The organism is Bifidobacterium callitrichos, assembly GCF_008698085.1.
In the GTDB taxonomy this organism is placed as follows: domain Bacteria; phylum Actinomycetota; class Actinomycetes; order Actinomycetales; family Bifidobacteriaceae; genus Bifidobacterium; species Bifidobacterium callitrichos.
Map to the genome: position 1 here is coordinate 374,077 of NZ_RZJP01000001.1, position 23,847 is coordinate 397,923.

Genomic DNA, 23,847 nt, shown 5'->3' on the forward strand with positions numbered 1-23,847 from the left:
CCTCATGTCAGTACAGGCGCATCCCCTGAGGAACCGGTGTGAAGCCGGCCTGATGCAGGACCCGCGTATAGGGGTTGTGAGCGTTCAGCGGCTCGCCGTTCACATCGGCGAAGGTGACCGTTCCGGGGCCGTTGCGGCGCAGAGCGTATGCCAGTTCCGCAAGGGACGTGCGCAACGTCGGGCTCTGCCCGGGGGTCTGCCCGCCTTGATCGTCGGTCCTCTCGGTGGAGGTTTCGGCGGCAACGGAGTCGTCGTGCTCCGATGCGTCGGCGAACACGGTCAGGTGCTTGGATCTGGGTGTGGCGTAGGCGATGAGTGCGCCGCCTGCAAGTACCACGATGCCACCCTCGCGTCTGGTCGGCTTGCCGGTGCCGTTCGGCGCGGGTGGCCATGCGATCGCGGAACCGTACAGGTTCGCCGGATCCAGTACGCTGACCGCGACGGCCGAACGCATGTGTCCGTCGTGGCCGTCATCCGAAGCGGTCAAGGAGGTTTCCGTCTGCCCCGTTTTCCCCATGCGCCGCAGCGCATCGACGGTGTCCCGTTCGGCGAACTGGGCCGCGCCGAATCCCTTGACGAACATGCCTCGCGCGAGACGCCCGTGCTCCTCCATGCGCTTGAGCACCGGGTACAGTCCGGAGAATCCTCCGGGGATATCCTCCCTGTCAAGCACAGGCTGGCAGATGACGCCGTATCTGTCGAGAAGGATCTCGACTCGTTCCAGCATGCGACGCTCCGGAGTGTTGGGCGAATCGTCTCCGTTTGTCCCGTCGTCCCCTATCGCGCCGGCGGCACCGACCTGTGACCACAGTCCGCTCATGGTCATCGGTATGTGGGGCTGCACGCGGATGCGGCGGCGTGACGCGCGGGCAGGCGTGCGGACCTTGCGCCCGCCCGCCGCCAATGCGCGCACGGGCACGAGCGAACTATTCGTGACCCTGCCCTGCCAGACCAGTGACCACAGGGCCTCCTCGAACTGGGCGTCGGACCATGGGCGTGACGAGGCATCCGACGAGGGTACGTCAAGAATCTCACCGGTTTCGGGGTCCACGACTTCGACAAGTCGCGAATCGGCGGACTGCCATCGTTCCCGTACCATCGTCGCAAGCTGAGAGGCGTGGTAGGCGCCGCCGGATGCGAGGACGTCGAGGACCGCTTCAGGAAGCGTCATCTCGGCGCGATCCTTTGCATCATCGCCTTCATCTTCGCTGAGTGCTTCGGTCAGGAGCGGTGAATCCGCGGAGTGGAAGGCGATGAGCCCGGGCTCCGACGCCTTGGTGCCGCCGGTCTTGGAACCGATCCAGACGATCTCCCCGCCGGCGAGCAGTTCGTCGAGCATCGCGGGCGAGTATCCGCCGACACGCGCGGGAAACACGTTCGATTCCCACACGGATGCGGGCAACGCCACTCCCTCGAGCTGCTCGATGACGCGCATCAGGCCGTCGATGCCCTCGTATTGTTCGCCACCGACCGGCCCCACACCCTGACGCTCCAGCAGGAACGACTGGTATACGGCCGGTTCTACGGGTTCGACGGCCGCACGCGCCCTGGCCAGCGAGCGGGCGCGGATGCAGCGGAACACATCCCTGTGCAGCCATTGCGACGCATCGCTCGACAGACTGTCGAGGAAATGTCCGGACAGGATCTCGCCGCGCCCCGCGAGCTCGTCGAGCGCATGTACGGCTTCGGCGGCGTCGATGCCGAGATCGGCGATCAGCCGTTGTGCGGTGAACGGGCCGTGCGTCTTCGCGTAACGCGTCACGCGGCCCATCACGTCATCCGGCGCGAGGTCGTTCCAGAAGGTGCGCCCCGCGAGCTGACCCTCCACTTCGGCGATGGCATCCGGGTCAAGCACGGTGGCCATATCGGTGACACCGAGCAGACGTTCCAGCACTTCGGGGTCCATGGACAGCAGTCGCACGCCGCGTTCCGCCTGCGGCACGTCGTACTGGTACATGACCGAGCCGACGAAGCCGAACAGCAGGTTCTCAGCGAACGGCGAGGGGGTATCCGTCGTCACGATCCGCAGTCCGATGCGATCGGAGGCGAGCGCGGTCATGAGCTCGCGCAGTGCGGGCAGGTCGTAGACATCCTGCAGACATTCGCGGGCGGTTTCCAGCAGCAGCGGGAAATTGCGTCTGACGCGCGCGGCGTTGAGCAGTTGGGCGGCGCGCAGCCGCTGCTGCCATAACGGCACGCGTCGGCCGGGTTCGGTGCGCGGCAGGAACAGGGATCGGGCGGCGCATTCGCGGAACCGGGCCGCGTACAGTACACTCTCCCCCACTCCCGTTTCGACGAGTCGCTGTAGATCATCCGGATCGAACAGCAGCAGTTCACGAAGGGGTATCTCGCCCACGCCGTCGGGCAGGCGGATGACGATGCCGTCGTCCGCCGCGTATGCCTGTCCGTCGAAGCCGTAGCGCGCCTTGAGACGTGCGGTGACGGCCATCGACCAGGGTTCATGGACACGTCGGCCGTACGGCGAGTGGATGATGACGCGCCAGTCGCCCTCCTCGTCGGGGCATCGTTCGACAACGATGGCCATATCGTTCGGCACGACTCCGGTGGCGGTCCGCTGCTCGGCGAGCAGCCGGGCGAGGTTGGATACGGCGTTGTCGTCAAGACCATCGGCGTGCAGCCGGTTCAGGGTATGACGGTCGAACGTGGGCGAGCCATCGTCCGCGGCGGCGGAGCGAAGCCCGGATGCGGTCTCGCGTAGGAAGCGGCCTTTGGCACGGCCGAATCCGGCGTCGCGTCCGGATTCCTCGCCATGCCAGAACGGCAGGCGTGCAGTACGGCCCGGTGCCGGCGTGACGATGACGCGATCCCGGGTGATCTCCTGGATCTGCCACGTGGAGGTGCCGAGGGTGATGATGTCGCCGACGCGTGACTCGTAGACCATCTCCTCGTCGAGTTCGCCGACCCGGCGCTGCCCCCTGCCGGCGTCGGCCTCGGGCAGGACCACCGTGTACAGGCCACGGTCGGGTATGGTGCCGCCGGAGGTGACGGCAAGGCGTTGGGCTCCGGGTCGCGCGGAGATGAGGTCGGCCTCATGATTCCACATGAGCGGCGGCCGGAACGCCGAGAACTCCTCGGTGTCGTATGCGCCGGTCATCATGCCCATGACCGCGTCGAACATGTCCCGTTCGAGCGATGTGAACGGTGCGGCACGGCGTACGGTCGCATACCATGCGTCCGGATTGAGGTCGTCCATCGACGCGGCGGCCACGGTCTGCTGGGCGAGGATGTCGAGCGGATTGCGTGGCACGACCAGAGGTTCGATATCCCCTGCGCGCATGCTTTCGATGCTGGCCACCACACCGACGATCTGCTCACGCGTCAACGGGTAGAACAGGGCATGCGAGACGCCGCCCACACGATGGTCGGCGCGGCCAACGCGCTGCAGCCCGGATGCGACGGACAACGGCGGCGAGATCTGGATGACCAGATCCACCGATCCCATGTCGATGCCGAGCTCGAGGCTGCTGGTCGCGACCACGCAGCGCAGCTCGCCGCGTTTGAGACGCTCCTCGATCTGCTTGCGCCGGTCCTTCGACACGGATCCGTGATGCGCCATCGCGATCACGTCATCCGGACCGTGCGATCCGACAAGCATCGTGGTCGAACCGACCACGGCGTCGTAATGGGGCGCGAATCCCTCACGCCCCTCCGGCGACGCCTTGTCCCCGCTTCCGGACTTTCCGCCTCCCCCGCCTCCCCTACGTTCGGCGTACAGATCGTTGAGACGGGCGGTGAGCTTTTCGGCAAGACCACGGGAGTTGACGAACACGAGCGTGGTCGAATGTGCGAGGATCTCGTCGAGGACGCTCGCCTCGACCACCGGCCAGATCGAACCGGATGTGCGGTCCGAGGAGGCGCCGATGATCGCAGACGAATCGCCGACGAGTCCCTTGCGTTCGGCAAGACGCCGCATGGACGGCGTGACGCCGGAGATATATCCGACAGTGGAGGATTCGTGATCGACGCCTCCGGCACGGTGCGGGACGTTCGCGGATTGCAGATCACGCATGTCCGCCAGAGGCTCGACGACCTTCAGGTCCATCTGCGGCCGCGAGCCCGGGTTGACGATGGTGACCGGACGCGATCCGCCGAGGAACCGTGCGGCCTCGGCGGGAGGATTCACCGTGGCGGACAGGCCGATGCGCTGCGCGGGCCGTACGGCGGTCACGCGGTCGGACGCGCGCGGGTCCCGTTCCGTTCCGGCGATGAGGTCGTCGAGACGTTCGAGGCTCAGGGCGAGATGCGCGCCGCGCTTGGTTCCGGCGAGCGCATGGACCTCGTCGACGATGACGGTGTCGACGGTCCTGAGGATGCGCCGCGCTTTCGAGGTGAGGATGAGATACAGCGACTCCGGTGTGGTGACGAGGATGTCCGGCGGATGCGTGGCGATGGCGCGGCGTTCCTTGGGCGTGGTATCCCCGCTGCGGGTGGCCACGCGGATGGATGGCGCGGCCAGTCCCATCGTCTCGCATTGGCGTGCGATGCCGTCGAGAGGCGCTTCGAGGTTCTTCGCGACGTCGACGGCGAGCGCCTTGAGCGGGGAGATGTAGAGGATTCTGACGCCGCGTGGGCGCTTGCCGGAGGCGCCCGCGCCGATGTCGTTCCGATCCGTCATGAGGCGGTCTATGGCGGAGAGGAACGCGCACAGGGTCTTGCCGGATCCGGTGGGCGCGATGACGAGCGTGTTGGCGCCGGATCGGATGGCTGGCCATGCCTCGCGTTGCGCCTCGGTGGGCGCATCGAAGGCATGTCGGAACCACTCCCGTGTGGGTTTCGAGAACGACGCCAGACATTCGCACATATGTTCGATTATGGCTCGCGGCCGCGACGTGCCGACACTCTCCCTCGCGGGATTCGCGCCCCTCTCGGATCAGCCTCGTTTGCGGCGCAGCGATTCGTGCATGGCGACCATCAGCGCGAGGAAGACGAGCAGGAAGCACGGGAACAGGTCGACCGTCATGTATTGGGCGATGAGTCCGAACAGCGGCGGCATGAGCATCGTGCCGACGTAGGCGCATGCCATCTGCACGCCGACGATGGCCTGTGAGTTCTCCTCGCCGAAGTAGGCGGGCGTGGAGTGGATGATGCAGGGGTAGACGGGGGCGCAGCCGAGTCCGATGATCGTCAGTCCCGCGAATACGCCGATGTGGTGCGGCAGAGGCAGGAGCATGATGACGATTCCGGCGAGGATGAGCGCCTGTCCGAGGCGGATCATCTGATGGTCGGCGAGACGCATGGTGAGGAATCCGCTTAAGGCTCGGCCGACGGTGATGCCGATGAAGAACAGGCTGATCCAGCTGGCGGCTTCGGCTTTGCCGATGCCGTGCCCCATGACCATGTAGGTCGATCCCCAGAGCATGCAGGTGGATTCGATGGCGCAGTAGCACAGGAACATGAGCAGGATCTCGCTCGCGCCCTTGATGGCGACCACCCCCTTGATGCCGAGCGGCTTGCGGGGTTCGCCGTTCGCATCCGATGCGGCGGTCGAAACGGTCGTCTGCGGCCTTCTGCGCGCCTTCCACAGGGGCAGGCTGATGATGACGATGGCGGTCAGTGCGATCTGGATGAATCCGATGTACCGGTAGCCCCACGGCCACCCCTGTCCGTGGGACAATGCGTAGCCCATCACGTACGGGCCGGTGAGCGCGCCCACGCCCCACATGCAGTGCAGCCAGCTCATGTGTCGGCTTTCGTAGTGGATGGCGACGTAGTTGTTGAGCGCCGCGTCCACGCCGCCTGCGCCGAGTCCGTACGGGATGGCGAGCGCGATGAGCGTCCAGTAGTTCGGCGCGATCGAGAATCCCATCAGCGCAGCGGCGGTGAGACCGACCGACACGGCGGTGACGCGGCCCGCCCCGAAGCGCAGGGTCATGCGGTCGCTCATCAGCGCCGAGCAGATGGTCGCCGCGGAGATCGTCATGGAGATGCCGCCGGCCCATGAGACTGGCGCCCCGAGATCCTGGCTCATGGTCGGCCATGCGGCGCCGAGCAACGCATCGGGCAGCCCGAGGCTGATGAACGACAGATAGATCACGGCGAGCAGCAGGCTTGCCATCGGCCCTCCTTCAAGGTTGAGAATGTGATATGCACAACACGATGCGTACGGTCGTACATACTACGGAGGGCCGGGGATAACACGCCGGGCGATGATGACGCCCGACGAATCGCGCTGGATTCAGGCTGCGAAGTAGTCGGCGATCTCGACGGCCGTGCCGTAGGAGGATTGCGCGCCGAGCTTGGTGGCGGCGAATGCGGCCACGTACGAGGCGATCTGCGCGCACTGCAGTAGCGTGTATCCGGCTGCGAGTCCGGCGAGGATCGTGCCCATGAACGAGTCACCACAGCCGGTGGTGTCCACCGCGTCGATCCTCGCGGCGGACACGCGATGCCAGTGCCCGTCGTCGACGACGATGGAACCCTCCGCACCGAGCGTGACGATCGCCCGATCGAACCCGTAGTCGGAGAAGCGCTCAACCACGTCGGACCAGTCCAGCTCTCCCCAGTCTCCATCGGCGGGAGGATCGAGCTCGAGCAGCAACGCCGCCTCGTGTTCGTTGACGAGCAGGATGTCGGTGGCTTCGACGAGCTCGTGCGGCAGTTCGGGGAGGAACGGGGATTCGTTGAGCAGGACGGTCACTCCGCTGTCGTGAGCCATTCTCGCGGCGGCGATCACGGTGGTCAGCGGGCTTTCGAGGCACAGACCGAGCACGCGCGCCTCGGCCAGGCCGTCGCCGTGCGCCTGCACGTATCCGGCGCTGACCTTGCCGTTCGCACCCGCAGAATAGACGATGGTGTTCTCACCTTCGGCGTCCACGGTGATGACCGTGGTGCCGCTCGCCCCTTCGGCGTGCAGGATCTCGGAGGTGTCCACACCGGCGTCATCGAGCCTGCTGAGCAGGAATTCGGCATTCGAATCATCGCCGACCGCGCCGTACATACGTACGTTCGCCCCCAGACGCGCCGCACTGGCCGCCTGGTTCGCGCCCTTGCCGCCGGGCAGGATCTTGAGGACGCCTCCCGCGACCGTCTCGCCGGGCTGAGGCAGACGCCGTGTGGCGACCGTGTAGTCCGCGTTCATCGACCCGACCACGGCGACGGGTTCGCCGCCTCCAAGGGCGAGCAGCCGTTCACGGATGGCCTGCGGCATCTGCGGTCGTTCAACGCCCTTCGCGGCGGACGCTGCCGTATTGTTCATCACGATGTTCACGTGCTACAGCATAGTCCTCTCCGCGAGGGCGGACGAACCCCGATCGCCCTCCGGCAGGGCGATGCCGCAAGGCGATCGGGGGAATCGATCGGGAATCGATCAGGTGTCGATCTTGGAGCGATCGAAGTCGTCGGCGTTCTCGACGATGAACGCCTTGCGAGGCGGCACATCGTCACCCATGAGCAGATCGAAGATCTCGGCGGCCTGCGCGGCGTCCTCCATGCGGATGCGGCGCAGCATGCGCGTGCGCGGGTCCATCGTGGTGTCCGCCAACTGATCGGCGTCCATCTCGCCCAGACCCTTGTAGCGCTGGATGTCGGGATTGTAGGAGATGCGCCTGCTATCCAGATCGGCGAGCTTGCCCTCGAGCTCGTCGTCGGAGTACGTGTAGATGTACTCGCCCTTGTGCGAGCCGGCCAGCGCGATGCGGTGGAGCGGCGGCACGGCCGCGTACACGTAGCCGTGCTCGATGAGCGGGCGCATATAGCGGTAGAAGAGGGTGAGCAGCAGAATGCGGATATGCGCGCCATCCACATCGGCATCGGTCATCATGATGACCTTGTGGTAGCGGGACTGTTCGATGTCGAAGCTCTGTCCGCTGCCCGCGCCCACCACCTGGATGATGGCCGCGCACTCCTTGTTCGACAGCATCTGCGTGATCGACGCCTTCTGCACGTTGAGGATCTTGCCTCGGATCGGCAGCAACGCCTGGAAGCCCGAGTTGCGGGCGGCCTTGGCGGTGCCGAGTGCGGAATCACCCTCGACGATGAACAGTTCGGCCACATCATCATTGCCCGGCTGGCAGTCGGACAGCTTGGATGGCATGGATGCGGATTCGAGCGCGTTCTTGCGACGCGTCACCTCCTTGGCCTTGCGCGACTGGACGCGGGCGTGCATCTCTCCGACGATCTTCTCGAGCACGCGGCCGGACTGCTCCTTGTAGCCGCGCTTGGATCCGGAGATCATCTCGCCGAACTGGCTGTCGGCCATGCGCGTGACGATCGGCTTGACCTGAGCGGTGCCGAGCACGTCCTTGGTCTGCCCCTGGAACTGCGGTTCGGCGATGCGCACCGTGACGACGGCGACGAGACCCGCCATGATGTCGTCGCGTTCGACGCGCATGTTGGAATCCCTGAGGTTCACCTTGAGCCTGCGGGCGTTCGCCTCGACGGCCTTGCGTACCTGTCTGGTGACCGAGTTCATGAGGCCGTCGACGTGCATGCCGCCGCCCGGGGTCTCGATGATGTTCACGAAGCTGCGGATGGTGGTGTCGTATCCGTTGACCCAGCGCAGCGCGATGTCGACGCCGCAGGTGCGGGTGACCTTCTGCGCGTGCAGCTCGCCGTTCTCGCCGACGCTCTGCGTCTCCTCCTCGTAGGTGTCCTCACCCTGGATGCGCCAGATGTCGCTCACGGGTTCGCCGTGCGACAGGAAGTCGACGAAGTCCTTCACGCCGCCGGTGTGGCGGAACTCCTCGACGCGTGCGTGCGTGCGGTTCGCCGCGTCGGCCTTGGCGACGGCCACGCCCTGCGGCACGACGGCGCTATCCGGTTCCGGTGTCTCGGCCTGCTCGTCCGCGATCGGGGTGCCGTCCGAAACCTCATCCCCGTCGACTTCAAGCATCTCGTCGACGGATGCGTCGCCGGTGGCCGGCACGTTCTCGTCGATGACGGTGATCTTGAGTCCGGGCACAAGAAAGCTGGTCTGGCGCACGCGATCGATGAGCCGCTCGTAGGAGAACTCGGCGGTGCTGTTGAAGATCTCAGGGTCCGCCCAGTAGCGGATGCGCGTTCCGGTGCGCTTGGCGGGCACCTTGCCCGTGATCTCCAGCTCGGTGGGACGGTTCTTGCGCGTGCGCTTGAACGGCGAATCCGGCGAGGGATGCTCGGTGTCGGCATCCGCGTAGACGCCGGGATGTCCCTGATGGAACGACATGTGATGCGTCAGTCCCTCACGGTCCACGTACACGTCGAGACGGGAGCTCAACGCGTTGACGACGGACGAGCCGACGCCGTGCAGACCGCCGACCGCGTTGTAGGAGGAGCTGCCGAACTTCGCTCCGGCATGCAGCTTGGTCATGACGACCTCAACGCCCGACAGACCGGTCTTCGGCTCCTTGTCGACGGGGATGCCTCGACCGTTGTCGGCTACCTCGATCGATCCGTCGGTGTGCAGGGTCACGACGATGTCGTCGCAGAACCCCGCCAGCGCCTCGTCGACCGAATTGTCGATGATCTCCCACAGGCAGTGCATGAGGCCCTGGCTGTCGGTGGTGCCGATGTACATGCCGGGACGCTTGCGCACCGCGTCAAGCCCTTCGAGGACGGCAAGATCCTTCGCGCCGTATTCTTCTTTCGCCATAATCCTTCCGTTGGCTGGATGAGTAGGTCGTCACATGCCGCAGTTGACTGCGTTCACAGGTCTGGCCCGGCGACTCACTGGTCAAGGAAGTCGCGCAGGGTCTGCGAGCGGGACGGGTGACGCAGCTTCGACATGGTCTTCGATTCGATCTGGCGGATGCGTTCGCGGGTCACGCCGTACACGCGGCCGATGTCGTCGAGGGTCTTGGGCTGGCCGTCCTCCAGGCCATAGCGCATCTTGATGACGCCGGATTCGCGCGGAGAGAGCGTCTCCAGCACGCTCTTGAACTGCTCCTGCAGCAGGGAGAACGCGACGGCGTCGGACGGGGCGATGGCGTCGGTGTCCTCGATGAGGTCGCCGAACTCGGAGTCGCCGTCCTCGCCGAGCGGGGTGTGCAGCGAGATCGGCTCACGACCGTACTTCTGCACCTCCTGCACCTTCTCGACGGGCATGTCGAGCTCGCGGGCCAGCTCGTCCGGCGTGGGCTCGCGTCCCAGATCCTGCAGCATCTGGCGCTGCACGCGCGAGAGCTTGTTGATGACCTCGACCATGTGCACGGGCACGCGGATGGTGCGCGCCTGATCGGCCATGGCTCGGGTGATGGCCTGACGGATCCACCACGTGGCGTACGTGGAGAACTTGAAGCCCTTCTTCCAGTCGAACTTCTCGACCGCGCGGATCAGACCGAGGTTGCCCTCCTGAATGAGGTCGAGGAAGAGCATGCCGCGGCCGGTGTAGCGCTTGGCGAGCGAGACGACCAGTCGCAGGTTGGCCTCCAGCAGGTGGTCCTTGGCCTTCTTGCCGTCGTTCGCGGCCCACTTGAGCTCGCGCTTGCGCTTGAAGTCCATCTTGTCGCCCTCGGTGTCCAGCAGATGCTGGGCGTACAGGCCGGCCTCGATGCGCTCGGACAGGTCGACCTCCTGCTCGGCGTTCAACAGGTTCACACGGCCGATCTGCTTGAGGTAGTCCTTGACCGGATCCGCGGTGGCGCCGGCGGTGATCACGCGACGCTTCGGGTTGCCCGCCTTGCCGCGGCGGCGGGGCTCGTCGTCATCGTCGTCATCGCGCACGACGAAGGCGCCCTTCTGCTTGGGCTCCTCGACGACTTCGGGCTTGTCCTCCTCGTCGTCGTCCTCATCCTCGTCATCCTCGGATTCGTCGTCGGAGTCCTCGTCATCCCCGTCCACGTCCGGATCGTCGACGTCCTCGCCGTCGACCTCGTCGATGTCGTCGATGTCGTCGACCTCGAGATCGTCGTCCTCGTCATCCTCCAGCTGATCGACGGGCTCCTCGCCATCCACGGGCTTGACGGGCTCCTCCGCCTTCTCCGTCTTCTTGCGGCCGGCGCGCTTGGCCGTGCCCTTCGCCGCCGTCTTGCCGGTCGCAGCCTTCTTCGCGGTGGACTTCCTTGCGGCTGTCTTGCGTGCGGTGCTGGCTTTCTTGGCGGAGGCGGCCTTGGTCTCGTCCGTGGTGTCCTCGGTCTTGTCGCCGGCCGTCGTGCTCGTAGTAGCCAAACTTTCCTCCTCGCGGGTCCTCGCCCCGGCCGCATATACCACATGGGCATACTTATGGCAAGGGCAAATCGTCAACTATGTGAGTAAACCACCTCATAGGGACGATTATTCCCGGGCAGAGAAAACCGCATCCGTCGCGCCGATCGGATCCGAAACGTCCATTCGGCCCTAACCGACGCGGCGGATGCGGTCGCGGAAGGGGATCACGCTACGGGCATGCGCATCCCCGTGGACGTGCGCCCTTGCTCACGGCGGTCAGCACCAGCACCGCCAGCGAGCAGGAGTCGTCCACAGCGAGACTGCGGAGCGCATAGAGCGGCGCCCTGCGATCCCCGAGCCACCACAGGATGTAGGCGATCGAGGCCAGCGGCTGTACGGTCAGACGCCTGGGCATCATCAATCCCATCGAGGAGAACATCGCGATCCCCGTCCTGCAGCGTTCGACGTCCGGACCGCGATCGTCGTCGAACAGGTCGAACATCATGTCACGGACGGTGGTCGCCACCTCGGGGGTGCTCGGGCGGGCGATGACGTCCATCAGCACGTCCCGGTCGCACTCCCCCCGCCTGAGCATCAGGGACAAAAGCAGCGCATCGCGGATCGAGAGCGATTCATCCATACCCACCGCCAGCGCCGCCAGAACGTCCTCGTCATGGTCGACACGGTGGTCGTCGAGATGGTCGAGCCAGAAGTCGAGAGGACCGTTCATCCACTGCCGGTTGGCCATCTCCGGCCCCTGCTCGCGCCGGGAGCTGCGCAGATGCTCCGTCATGTCCTCGATGAAGGCGTCGTCGACCGGCTCGATGCCGTCGGCATCGATGTCGTCGAAGCCGAAGCCGTCGCAGCATTTCCCATGTCTGTTGGTCATTGTGTCATCCTCCTTGATGATCGTGTTGTCGGATGCGACCGACGACATGTCCGCGACGGCCGCGCCCCCAAGTATCAATGGTTCGACGCCCGATCGCCATAACCTCCCGCCTTTGTGGATGAGGCCTCGAAAGACCTTGGAAATAGCGGGTTCTTGTAATCATGGCGCATTGTGGATAACTTAGAGGCATGTGCAGAACCGACGTTGACCGTTCCCTGATCGAGCCCCGTATCGCCGCCCTGGTGGCGGGACGGGCCGGAATTCCCGACGGCGAGGAGATCCCCGACGCATGCCGGAAGGTGATGGATGAGGTCGTCCGCCAGGGCGTGTCCTCAAGCGAGGGCGGCAAGCGGCTGCGGGCGCTGCTGGCGCTGACCGCGTACGACGCGTTCGGCGGCGAACCACGGACCCGTGACGCGATGGTGGACATGGCGTGCGCCATCGAGGTGTTCCAGACGGCCGCGCTGGTGCATGACGACATCATCGACGAATCCGATCTTCGCCGCGGTCGACCCAGCGCACACAAGGCGTTGGAGGATTGGACCGGGGACAGGGCCATCGGCCGCGGTCTGGGACTGATGCTCGGCGACCTGCTGGCCACCGCATGCGTGGCCATCGCCAATGAGGCGGCGCACAGTCTGCCGAACTCCGCGAAGCTGGTCGACGCGTTCCTCACCATGCAGCGCGAGGTGGAGATCGGACAGGTGCTTGATCTTGCGGTCGAGCAGGCCCCGCTCGACGATCCCGATGCGCTGGTCGAGGCGTCACTGGGCGTGTTCCGATGGAAGACGGCAAGCTATACGACGATCGCCCCTCTGCGTCTGGCGATGCTCGCATCGGGATGCGACCCGCAACACGCCGAGCGCACGGCGACGGCGATCGGACGACCTCTGGGATTGGCGTTCCAGCTGGAGGACGATCTCATCGACGTCATCGGTTCGAGCCGATCCAGCGGCAAGCCGGTGGGCGGGGACATCCGCGAGGGCAAGCGCACGGTGCTGCTGGCCGACGCCATCGGTGCGGCCGACGCCGACGGGCGCGCCGAGCTCATCTCGATGTTCGAGGCGGAATCGCGCTCGCAGGACGACGTGCGCAGAACCATGGAGCTGTTCGGCGCCACAGGCGCCATCGACCGTTCGAAGTCGCGCATCGCGGCGTTGTGGGACCAGACGAGCCATGCCATCGACGCGAGCGGCCTGGACGCGGATCGCAGGGCGGATCTGACCGCCATGTGCGCGATGTTCGTGCCGGACGTCGCCGGCCGGTAAAGTAGTTCATGACATTTCCAGCACATCGAGGAATCTACGATAACCACTATGAGTGAAGCCGCAAACGCGCCCGAAGGCCAGTTGATCGAAGGACGCTACCGCATCGTGCGCAGGATCGCGCAGGGCGGCATGGCCACGGTGTACGAGGCGCGCGACGAGCGTCTGGCCCGCACGGTGGCCATCAAGGTCATGCACACGCAATTGGCGCAGGGGCCGCACCGCGACCAGTTCATCGAACGATTCAGGCGCGAGGCCCGTTCGGCGGCGCAGATAGCGAACCCGCACATCGTACAGGTATACGACACGGGAGAGTTCAACGGCCTCGCCTATCTGGTGATGGAGTACGTGCATGGCGTGAACCTCAGGCACGAGATGAACCTGCAGGGCACGTTCACCGTACGCGAGACGCTCAGGATCGTGGCCGAGACGCTTGACGGGCTCGCCTCCGCGCATCGCGTGAACGTGGTGCATCGCGACATCAAGCCCGAGAACATCATGCTCAACGATCGCGGCCGCGTGCAGATCACCGATTTCGGTCTGGCGAAGGCCACGTCCCAGGCGACGCTCTCCTCCACCGGCATGCTGCTCGGCACGGCCGCCTATCTGCCGCCGGAGACCATCGAACGCAACGAGGCCACCCCGCAGGGCGATCTGTACGCGGTGGGCATCATGGCATGGGAGATGCTCGCCGGCGAGGTGCCGTTCATCTCGGACAATCCCGTCACCCTCGTCTTCAAGCACGTCCACGAGGACGTGCCGTCGGTGTCCGTGCCGTGCCCGGGCATAGACCCGTCCGTGGCCCGCTTCATCGCGCACCTGACGGCCCGTTCGATCGAGGAGCGGCCGTCGAACGCTGCCGCGGCGCTCGACGAGCTGCGTCGGATCGGAGGCACGCTGTCGGCGGACGCCTGGGCGTATCGCAGGCCCGCGGCCTCGGCCGCCGACGTGCACCCGGCCCCCGAGGGACCGATGCTCGCCGGCATGGAGGACACCGGCACCGGCGTGACCGAAGGCACCGCCGCATCCGAAAACGCCGCCGGTATGACGGATTCCACGGGTTCGGACATCGACGCCAGCACGCTTCGTTCGCATCGACTGCCGCTGATACCCCCGGCCCCCGCCACCGCGAACCCCCCGCACACCTCGATCTCCTCACCCATGCCGCCGCACCCCACCGCCCCCGCAGATGCCGCCTCCGACGCCTCCGATACCAACGGGGACAACGCGCAGCCGACCATGACCATGGGGGCCGCCGCCACGCGCATGCTGCCGCCGATGGCCGATACCGGCGCCACGCGCACGATGCCCGCCATGGGAGATGAATCCGAGCCGGCAGTCCCGACCCCCTCCACCGAGGCACCCGCCAAACAGGACAAGCGCCGCAAGGGACCGAAGAAGGCGATCCTCATCACCATCGCGGTGCTGCTGGCGCTCGCCCTCGCAGGCGGCGGAACCGGAGCATGGTGGTACTACCTCGGCCCGGGAAGCTATTGGGCGCTGCCCAAGCCCGCCGATGTGAGCTGCACGGAGGGTCAGGCCTGCAGGATCGCCGGCGCGAAATGGCAGTCCTATGAAAGCCTGCTCAAGGTGGCGGGAATCCCGTATACGACCGCCGAGGACTACAGCGACACCGTTGCCCAAGGGGCGATCATCTCCGCGAAACTCGCCGGTTCGGACGCCACGGTGGATGCTCATGTGAGCAAGCGCCACACGCAGACGCTCAACGTGGTGATCTCCAAGGGCGTCAAGATGGCGACGATCCCGTCGGATATCCTCGACCCGAACTCGGCGAACGGCAAGGCGCCGTTGGACGCGTTGAAGAACGCCGGACTGACGAACGTCAAACATGACGAGTCGAAGGACGCCTATTCGGAGACGCTGCCCGAGGGCGTGACCCTGTCCATCTCCCCCGATCCGGGAACCACGATCAAGCACAACGACGAGGTGACGGTGACCCTGTCGAAGGGCCCGATGCCGGTGCAGATGCCCGACATCGTCGGCCGCTCCAAGGACGAGGCCGCGCAGGCGTTGGGCGATCTGAAGCTCAAGGCGAACTACTCCGAACAGTACAGCGACACCGTGGAGGCCGGCAAGATCATCTCCGCATCCGTGGCGAAGGGCACGCAGCTGCACTGGGGCGATTCGGTCGACGTGGTCGTCTCCAAGGGCCCGCAGATGGTGACGATACCGGACGTGCGAGGTCAGGCGTACGACGATGCGGCCAAGACGCTGCAGGCATTGGGATTGGACGTGCAGAAGACCGCCCCGCTCGGCGACCTGACGCACACGGTGCGTCTGCAGGACCCGAACCCGGGTCAGCAGGTGCGCGTGCGCGATACGAACGGCAAGAAGACGGTCGTCACGCTTACGGTCGTATGAGCCGGCGTGCGAGCTGAATCGTGAGTCGTATGACACATGACGAAGGGCGGACCTTTCAAGGGTCCGCCCTTCGTCATGCTGTGTCCAAACTGCGTCCAGACTTCGCCGGCCGATGCCTACTTACGCGGTTTCGGTGGCCGACTTGGCCGCCTCGGCCTCCTGCTTGGCCTTGAGCTCGGCCTTGACCTTCTGCGCGTATTCGGGCACGTACTCCTGACCGCTGAGCTTCTGGATCTCGGCGGTCAGATGGTCGGTCAACGCGCGCAGGTCGTCATGCGTGATCTCGTCGGCGGCCTTCTTCTCGACCTTGATCGGCTTGCCATAGATCACCTGGGTGCGTCCCTTCTTCGGGATCGTGGTGCCGATGGGCTGGAGCTTGTCCGAGCCGATGAGCGCGGTCGGCACGATCGGGCAGCCGGTCTCGAGCGCGAGGCGCGCCACGCCGGTGTGTCCCTTGTACAGGCGACCGTCGGGGCTGCGGGTGCCTTCGATGTGGATGCCGAACAGGTGGCCGTCCTCGATGATCTCACGTGCATGCTCGAGCGCGCCGAGCGACTTGTTGCCACCGGAGCGGTCCACCGGGAACACGCCCACGGACGTGAACCACCACTTCTTGAACTTGCCCTTGATGCCTTTGCCCTCGAAGTACTCGGCCTTGCCCATGAAATGCACCATGCGCGGGCAGGTGATCGGGATCAGCGCATCGTCGATGACGGCGAGATGGTTGGCGGCGATGATCGCACCGCCCTTGCGCGGGATGTTCTCCAGACCCTTGGCGGTGGGGCCGAGATGATGACGTGCGATGGGACCGAAGACCTTGACGAAGAACCAGTAGAGCACTGCGTTTCCCTCCCCGCGCAAACACCCGCGGCAGATTAGAGTGATGGGTATGACTGATCTCAACAATACCAACGCGGATGACGAGCGCACAAACCCCGCGCCGGATGGCGATGCCGCCTGCGGAAAGGCGAAGGATCCGGCAACGAAGCCGGCCGACCTCGGCAATCTCGACGAGGCGTGGGCGGCGTTCGAGGCCGAGCATAAGGACGATCTCGCCGCCGTGGCCTCCTCACGCAATGCGAAACGCTTCCAGAAGCACGCCGAACGTCAGGAGAAGGAGCAGCTGCTGCATGTGCGCGACCTTGCCCCGGACTCCTTCTCCCGTACCGGTTCGACCCACGGGCCGCGTGATTTCACCGGTTCCAGCTGGCTGGACGCCGATGACGTGATGGACGCGGAGGGCGATGACTTCGTGCCGCCGAACCCCAGCATCGGACCGGTCAAGGGCACGAAGCTCGTCTTCTGGATCCTGCTCGTCGCGGGCGTTGCCGGCGTCATCGGGTCGGTGTTCGTCCCCGCGCTCACCGGCATCCTCGGCACGGTGTTCGGCCTGTGCGTGCTGATCGGCGGCGCCGGGCTTATCGTCCAGCACAAGGGTCACAAGGAGACCCGCGAGGACGAGTTCGACGACGGCGCCCGCGTCTGAGCCCTGCGTCGCGAGCCCCGCGCAGGCGCTCACGACGCGAAGTCGATGGACTCCTGCAGTTCGGCGATCATCGCCTTGGCCGCGTCCAGCGCCTTGCGCTTGCCGAAGACGACATCCTGCTGGTAGCGCACGATCGTCTTGTCGAGTTCGGAGGCGCCGTTCGGTGTGATCGCCGGGGAATCACCCAACGTAGGTTGGATCTTGTCGACGAAGTCGAGCGCCTTGCGGTCGGTTCCGGTCGCCTCATCGGCCAACGACCTGCGGATGTCGTTGTTGGCGGGGATGCCTCGTTCGGTCCCGAGGATCTCACCGGCCGACCGGTCGTTGAGCAGATAGTCGACGAGCATGGCCGCCTCGGCCGGGTGCTGAGACTGCGAGGAGATCGTCCAGTACATGCCGGGCTTGAGGTACATGGTCTTCGCGCCGGGTTCCACCTGCGGCATCGGCACGAGCGTCATGTTGTCGGTTCCGGCGGCCTGGGCGTACGGGGTGATCATCGTGGCCTGCGTGATCATCATCGCCTGCCTGCCCTTGCCGAAATCACTGTCGTTCATGGCCGCGGCGGTGTTCTCGCTCCATCGTTCGGCGCTGCCTTCGATGCCGTTCTTCGCCCAGTCCGCGGGAAGTTGGAGGAACGACGCCAGCGTCTCGGGCGAGATCGTGATGCGGTTGCCTTCGAACAGCTTCTCCCCATGCTGGCGGGCCCACAGCTGCAGTCCGTAGCCGTTGTTCGGGGCGATCGAGCCGATGGCCTTGCCGTTCGACTTTTCGGCGACCTGTTGCGCGAAGTCGGAGAACTCGTCCCATGTCCAGCGCTCGGTGTCCGGCAGAGCGAGTCCGAGTTCGTCGAGCACGTCGTTGTTGACGATGACGCCGTACTGGGCGGTGGTCATCGGGACGGCGACCTGCTTGCCCTCGACCTGTCCCATCTGCTTCAAGGATGCATCCATTGTGCCGAGATCCAAGTACTTCGACGTCTTGCCGAGGTCGAGCAGGGAGCCCATCGACCCATAGAAAGCGAGATAGAGCTCGTCCATCTGCATGACGTCCGGGGCGTTGCCGCCGGCGGATTGGACGGCGAGCTTGTCCCAGTAGCCGGTCCAGTCGGAGTATTCCATATCGACGTGGATGTTCGGATGCTCCTTCTCGAAGCCCTTGACCGCCTCCTCGGTGGCCTTGATGCGGGCGTCGCCGCCCCACCAGTTGAGGCGGATGGTCACGTCGCCGTCGGCGGGCACGACCGGCGCATCCGAGGCACCCACCGAACTGCCGCATGCGGCGGATACGGTCAGCGCGACGGTCGCCATCACCGCGGCCAGATATTTCTTCCACAAACGCTTGAACATCATTGTTGTCCTTCATGATTGGAAATGGCATGGATGCGTGCGGCATCAAGGCGCACCGAGGGAAGACGTACGAAGGTACGTCGACTGAGGGGCAACGCGGATGACGCTCCATCCATGTCATTTCCCTCCGGTGGTGGCGATGCCCTGGACCAAGTACTTCTGGCCGAACGTGAACACAAGGAACAGCGGGATCAGGCTCACCACGCTCATCGCGAACATCGGGCCATAGCTGGACTGGGACTGCGCATCGATGAACGTACGCAGGGCGATCGGCACGGTGTACATGTCGGGCTTGGTCAGGTAGAGCAGCTGGCTGAAGAAGTCGTTCCACGTCCAGATGAACGTGAACACGGCGCAGGTGCCGATGGCGGGCTTCATCAGGGGCAGGAGCACCTGGAAGAAGATGCGCAGGTGGCCCGCGCCGTCGAGCTTGGCGGCCTCGTCGAGGTCACGCGGCAGGCCCCGCAGAAACTGGTAGAACAGGAACGTGAAGAACCCGTCCATCGCAAGGAACTTCGGCACGATCAGCGGCACGAACGTGTTGATCATGTGCAGCGAGTTCCACATGATGTACTGCGGGATGACGACCACGTGGATCGGGATCATGAGCATGAGCAGCATGAACCCGAACAGCACGCCGCGGAACCGGAAGTTGAGCCGGGCGAATGCGTAGGCGGCCATCGAGCAGGTGAGGATGTTGCCGATGATCGCGAACGCCACGATGATCAGCGAGTTGAGGATGTACCGGCCGAACGGGTAGCTCAGCGCGTTCCATCCGGCCGCGTAGTTCTCCCACACCGGATTGGTGACCAGCAGCCCCATGTTCGTGAAGATCTCGCTCTGCGGGCGCAGGGAGCTGACGATCATCCACAGGATCGGGTAGAGCATGACGATCGCGACCAGCAGCACTATGACCTGCTTGACTACGGCAACTACCACGCGGCCAATGCTGCGGCCGCGATTCGGCATCATGCCGGCGCCGGAACCAAGGTCGACGTTCTTCATAGAAATATCAGTCATCGTAATGTACCCAGAACTTGGAGAGAGCGAAATTGATTCCCGTGAGCACGGCCACGATCAGCACCATAATCCATGCCAGCGCGGAGGCGTATCCCATACGCAGGGAGGCGAATCCCTGCTGGTAGAGGTACAGGGTGTAGAACAGCGTCGAGTCGGACGGGCCGCCGGTGCCTCCGGAGACGACGTACGCCTGAGTGAACGTCTGGAACGAGTTGATCACGCTCATCACGAGGTTGAAGAAGATAATCGGGCTCAGCTGCGGCAAGGTGATCGCGGTGAACTGCTTCCACTTGCCGGCGCCGTCCACGCTGGCCGCCTCGTACAGCTCGCGCGGGATCTGGCGCAGACCGGCCAGGAAGATGACCATCGGGGAACCGAACTGCCAGACATGCAGGGCGATGAGCGTCCAGTTGGCGGTGTCCGGGTTGGCGATCCACGACATCGACGAGCTCGCGCCGAACAGGTTGATGAGCGCGTTGAACAGGCCATCGGAACCGAACACCATCTTCCACAGGACCGCCACGGCCACCGAGCCGCCGAGCATGGACGGCAGGTAGAACGCGGAACGGTAGAAGGCGAGTCCTCTCATGCCGCGGTCGAGCAGCACCGCGAGCGCGAGCGCCGCGACGAGCTGCAACGGCACCGAGATGACCACGTAGGTCAGCGTCACCTTGAGCGAGCTCAAAAACCTCGGGTCGATGAGCATGTGCCGATAGTTCATGAGGCCGACGAACTGCGGCGGCTTGATCATGTTGTACTTCGTGAACGAGATCACCAGCGAGTACAGCATCGGGATCAGGCTCAGGAAGATCGCGCCGATCAGCCACGGGGCAAGGAATCCCAACGCCACCTTGGTGTCCTTCGGCTTGTCCTTGGGCCGATGCCGGTTCTTCACCAGCGTCCCGAACTCAGTAAACGAACTCACGTTGTTCCTCCCGATATGCCGTAATCTCTGCCAACCCATGCCGTCATCGGCCGATTGCCAGTTTTTAGATTATTGGCGCAAGATGCTTCGTTGCCACTTGTTGCCATTGTTGCCGCATTGTGCAGTAACGAATGAAGGCCACCCCTTTTTTGATGGGGTGGCCTTCATGGAATCACATATCGGCACTACGACCGGGACTACGGTAAGTGCGCCCGGACGGGACGGCGCCTCCCGCTTCGGATCAGGCCTTGGACTTGGCGGTCTCGATCCACTTGTCGAGCAGGGCCTGGGCCTTGCCGGAGTCGACGGTCTCCTCGGCGAGCCTGTACGCCTCGCGGAACCGATCGGCCAGCGTGCCGTCGGCGGCATCGGAGATCAGATGGCCTTCGGCCACGATGGCGGACGCCGTGTTGAGCAGCGCGGTGGTGCGGGCCGGGATGTCCTTGCCGGCGAGGAAGTCGCGGAACGCGGCGGCGTTGACCTCGGGCTCGCCGCCTTTGAGCTGCGTGACGTCGATCTTCTCGAGTCCGAGCTCGACGGTCGGGTCGAATTCGGACTCGGTGACCTTGCCGTCGCGGATCTCCCACACGGAAACCGGGCCGGTGGGCGCGAGCTCGTCGAGCCCCTCGTGCGAGGTGTAGACCATGCCGGACTGACCGTTGGCCGCGTACACGGCGGCCATGATCGGGCTGACCTCGCGCTTGGCGCAGCCGATGGCCACATGAGCGGGCTTGGCCGGGTTGGTCAGCGGTCCGAGGACGTTGAACACGCACGGGATGCCGAGCGCGGCGCGGATCGGGCCGACGAAGCGCATGGCCGGGTGGAAGGTGCGGGCGAACGCGAAGGTGATACCGACCTCGTCGCCGACCTCGCCAACCGCCTCGGGCTTCAAGTCCAGCGGCAGGCCGAGCGCCTCAAGCACATCGGCGGCGCCGCACTTCGAGGAGGCGGCGCGGTTGCCGTGCTTGACGATCTTGACGCCGGCGGCCGCGGCGGCGACCGCACCCATCGTGGACAGGTTCACGGTGGAGAAGCCGTCGCCGCCGGTGCCGACGATGTCGGTGGTCTCGCCGGAGACGTTGAGCGGCACCGCGTGCGAGACCATGGCCTTGGCCGCGCCGGACACCTCCTCGGGCGTCAGGCCCAGCTGCTGCTGCATGGCGAGGGCCGCGCCCACGGCCGCCGGGTTCGCGTTGCCCTTCATCAGATCATCGACGAACCACTCGGACTCCTCGGCGCTCAGATGGTCTCCCCCGACCAGCTTGGTGAGAATCGACTTCCATGTGATCTCTGCCATTGTTCCTCCTTGGCGCTTCACGCGCCTTCATAACCCAAGTGACGGGCCTTATTCTAGCCGTCTCAGGTTTCCCGCTCCCCCGGCTTCCATATTGCAGAACCGAAGACATGGCAGGAACGCGGTAAAAAACACGATAAGGCAAGAGATGGTGTGGAGCACGTCTGCAACCGTACCCTGCACCATCTCCCACCCAAGCTCATCGGGATAACATCTTCATCGTGATCGGGACCTCACGATGCGCTCATCCCGAAACCTGCTACCGAGTTCACTCGGCGGCCTGCGGCCAGCACTTCTCGTACTTGACACCGGTAAGCTGCTCGACGACCTTCTTCGTGTTCGGGTCGACGTCGGCCTTCTTACCGCCGTTCTTGAGACGCTCGATCTCGGCGAGCAGGATGCCGTCGGTCTTCTTGTCAAGCTTGAAGGTAAGGGCGATACCCCACGCGATAAGCAGACCAATGATGACCCAGCCGATGCATACGAAGGCGATGCCATTCTGCGCGGCGACCGGCTGGTCCGGGTACTGCATCACGCCGGCGGCGTCCTTGGCCGGCTTGATGAAGCCGGTGGAGGCCAGGTAGATGCCAATGAAGGTGGTCGCAAGACCGGAGGTCAGCTTGCGGGTGAACGCCTTGAAACCGGAGAAGACACCAGTGCGGTTCTTGCCGGTGACGATCTCGTCGACGTCCGGGATGAACGGGAACACGTTCCACGGGATGAACCAGACCATGGCACGGAAGATGAGCCACCAGACGGTCACCACAAAGGCGAGCGCGGTCCAGGCACCTTCGGCGAGACTGCCCTGCGCCTGCCACAGACCGAGCAGACCGAGCAGACCGATGATGCCGCCGGCGAAGTTCAGGGAGTACATCTTGCGCGGGCCGAGCTTGGTGAACAGCCAGCCGAAGGCCGGCTTGAGCGGTTCGCCGACGAGCGCGAAGCTCAGCAGCAGGGAGCCGAAGGCGGCGGTCTTGTTCCAGTCGTAGATCACGAAGAACAGCCAGGTCTGGCCGAACACATCCATGAAGGTCTGGCCGAGCAGGTAGATGAGGACGTGCTTGCGGAAGGACTTGATGCGCAGGGTGGAGAAGTAGTCGACGAACACGTCGCCGATGCCCTTGAGCCACTTGCCGAAATCGAACGGCTGCTTGGCCTCCTCCTCGATCTTCCTGACGTCGAAGCCGGCTTCCTCGGGCGTGAGCTCCCACGTGGACTTGTAGCACACGAACAGGGCGATGCAGAAGGCGAGGATCAGGCCGACCATGGAGATCTGATAGGCGTAGGAGTGCTGTTCGCCGAGACCGGTCAGGGCGGCGGTCATGATCAGCGGGATGACCGCGGTGGTTACGCCGGAGATGAACATGCGGACGGTGGACAGCTTGGTACGGCCGTTGAAGTCCGTAGTCATCTCGGTGGGCAGCGTGGAGTACGGGGTCATGATCAGCTGGTTGGCGATGATCCACAGTGCGTATCCGATGAAGTACAGCCAGACCGGCAGGCCGGGGACCCACACGATCGCCGTGACCAGCAGCACCGGGATGCCGGCGATGAGGAAGAAGCGACGGCGGCCGAACCTGCGGCCGATCCGGTACTTGTAGAAGTTGTCGGACAGGGATCCGACGATCAGCGCCGCGAAGGCGGACACGATCGTGGCGATGCCCATGATGGAGGTCGCCTGATCGACGGCCAGACCGGCGAACGTCACCCAGAACACCGGAAGGTAGGTGGCGATCTGTCCGAAGCCGCCGCCGTAGAAGTCTCCGATGCCGAAGCCGAAGGCGTTCGCCATCGTGATCTTGCGTCCCTTAGGCGCGCTAGCCTGAGGGGTGGTTGCCTGCTGTGTCATTGCAGCATCCTTTCCATTCCTGCATGCGGGAGGCACCCCGCATACAGGTTTTTCATATCCCGTCCGGTGGGAGGCCCCCGCCGGACGTCGTTCTTTCTTTGTTCTTCCTTTTCGTACGCGCCCGGGAGGCACCCCGGGTTCACGTCAGTTGGCCCACTTGGCCTTCATGGCCTCGAAGATCTCCTGATCGGTGGGGTGGTTCTCCATGTTCATGATGACGAACACGTCCTTCTCCCACTCCGGGTAGCAGAAGTCACGCAGCCACTGGAAGTAGTGCGGTCCGTCACCGACGCACCTGAGGTAGCCCAT

The 23,847-nt window shown here is 64.8% G+C and carries 16 protein-coding genes; 3 read left to right on the forward strand and 13 right to left on the reverse strand.

The features are described from left to right. Positions 1 to 7 precede the first annotated feature (7 nt). The 6 genes from EMB92_RS01745 to EMB92_RS01770 all read right to left on the reverse strand — a co-directional run bounded on the left by EMB92_RS01745 (position 8) and on the right by EMB92_RS01770 (position 11,971). Positions 8 to 4,822, reverse strand: a complete 4,815-nt coding sequence (locus EMB92_RS01745) for an Lhr family helicase (RefSeq protein ID WP_150393575.1) — start codon at positions 4,820 to 4,822, stop codon at positions 8 to 10. A gap of 69 nt (positions 4,823 to 4,891) precedes the next feature. Further along, on the reverse strand, positions 4,892 to 6,076 hold the full coding sequence (locus EMB92_RS01750) for an MFS transporter (RefSeq protein WP_043163858.1): 1,185 nt from the start codon (positions 6,074 to 6,076) through the stop codon (positions 4,892 to 4,894). Positions 6,077 to 6,196: 120 nt separating this feature from the next. Beyond that, positions 6,197 to 7,168, reverse strand: a complete 972-nt coding sequence (locus tag EMB92_RS01755) for a ribokinase (protein ID WP_043163981.1) — start codon at positions 7,166 to 7,168, stop codon at positions 6,197 to 6,199. A gap of 159 nt (positions 7,169 to 7,327) precedes the next feature. Continuing rightward, positions 7,328 to 9,589 carry a DNA gyrase/topoisomerase IV subunit B gene (locus EMB92_RS01760; protein ID WP_043163856.1) on the reverse strand — a complete coding sequence of 754 codons (2,262 nt, stop codon included), beginning with the start codon at positions 9,587 to 9,589 and terminating at the stop codon, positions 7,328 to 7,330. A 74-nt stretch (positions 9,590 to 9,663) separates the two neighbouring features. After that, positions 9,664 to 11,103: an RNA polymerase sigma factor gene (locus EMB92_RS01765; protein WP_043163854.1), complete on the reverse strand. Its 1,440-nt coding sequence runs from the start codon at positions 11,101 to 11,103 to the stop codon at positions 9,664 to 9,666. Between the two features lie 208 nt (positions 11,104 to 11,311). Further along, on the reverse strand, positions 11,312 to 11,971 hold the full coding sequence (locus EMB92_RS01770; RefSeq protein WP_140444767.1) for a DUF4192 domain-containing protein: 660 nt from the start codon (positions 11,969 to 11,971) through the stop codon (positions 11,312 to 11,314). A gap of 188 nt (positions 11,972 to 12,159) precedes the next feature. On the opposite strand from EMB92_RS01770, the gene EMB92_RS01775 reads away from it, so the two are divergent. After that, positions 12,160 to 13,239, forward strand: coding sequence for a polyprenyl synthetase family protein (locus EMB92_RS01775; protein ID WP_043163852.1), 1,080 nt, complete (start codon positions 12,160 to 12,162; stop codon positions 13,237 to 13,239). Positions 13,240 to 13,287: 48 nt separating this feature from the next. Then, positions 13,288 to 15,618 carry a protein kinase domain-containing protein gene (locus tag EMB92_RS01780; RefSeq protein WP_150393576.1) on the forward strand — a complete coding sequence of 777 codons (2,331 nt, stop codon included), beginning with the start codon at positions 13,288 to 13,290 and terminating at the stop codon, positions 15,616 to 15,618. A gap of 120 nt (positions 15,619 to 15,738) precedes the next feature. Here EMB92_RS01780 and EMB92_RS01785 read toward each other — a convergent pair whose 3' ends face one another. Further along, entirely contained in the window at positions 15,739 to 16,458 is a 720-nt protein-coding gene (locus tag EMB92_RS01785; RefSeq protein ID WP_043163848.1) for a lysophospholipid acyltransferase family protein, read from the reverse strand. A 49-nt stretch (positions 16,459 to 16,507) separates the two neighbouring features. Here EMB92_RS01785 and EMB92_RS01790 point away from each other — a divergent pair, with 49 nt between their 5' ends. Then, positions 16,508 to 17,104 (forward strand): hypothetical protein, encoded by a 597-nt coding sequence (locus EMB92_RS01790; protein WP_043163846.1) that lies wholly within the window; start codon positions 16,508 to 16,510, stop codon positions 17,102 to 17,104. Positions 17,105 to 17,133: 29 nt separating this feature from the next. Here EMB92_RS01790 and EMB92_RS01795 read toward each other — a convergent pair whose 3' ends face one another. The 6 genes from EMB92_RS01795 to EMB92_RS11445 form a co-directional block, all read right to left on the reverse strand. Next, on the reverse strand, positions 17,134 to 18,453 hold the full coding sequence (locus tag EMB92_RS01795; protein WP_043163843.1) for an ABC transporter substrate-binding protein: 1,320 nt from the start codon (positions 18,451 to 18,453) through the stop codon (positions 17,134 to 17,136). A gap of 114 nt (positions 18,454 to 18,567) precedes the next feature. Beyond that, positions 18,568 to 19,470: a carbohydrate ABC transporter permease gene (locus tag EMB92_RS01800; protein WP_043163841.1), complete on the reverse strand. Its 903-nt coding sequence runs from the start codon at positions 19,468 to 19,470 to the stop codon at positions 18,568 to 18,570. After that, positions 19,463 to 20,395 carry a carbohydrate ABC transporter permease gene (locus EMB92_RS01805; protein WP_043163840.1) on the reverse strand — a complete coding sequence of 311 codons (933 nt, stop codon included), beginning with the start codon at positions 20,393 to 20,395 and terminating at the stop codon, positions 19,463 to 19,465. The genes EMB92_RS01800 and EMB92_RS01805 overlap by 8 nt, the downstream gene beginning before the upstream one ends. 241 nt (positions 20,396 to 20,636) lie before the next feature. Beyond that, positions 20,637 to 21,692, reverse strand: a complete 1,056-nt coding sequence (trpD, locus tag EMB92_RS01810; RefSeq protein WP_043163839.1) for an anthranilate phosphoribosyltransferase — start codon at positions 21,690 to 21,692, stop codon at positions 20,637 to 20,639. 265 nt (positions 21,693 to 21,957) lie between these two features. After that, positions 21,958 to 23,538, reverse strand: a complete 1,581-nt coding sequence (locus EMB92_RS01815; RefSeq protein WP_150393578.1) for an MFS transporter — start codon at positions 23,536 to 23,538, stop codon at positions 21,958 to 21,960. Between the two features lie 144 nt (positions 23,539 to 23,682). After that, on the reverse strand, positions 23,683 to 23,847 hold the full coding sequence (locus EMB92_RS11445) for a hypothetical protein (RefSeq protein WP_190973518.1): 165 nt from the start codon (positions 23,845 to 23,847) through the stop codon (positions 23,683 to 23,685).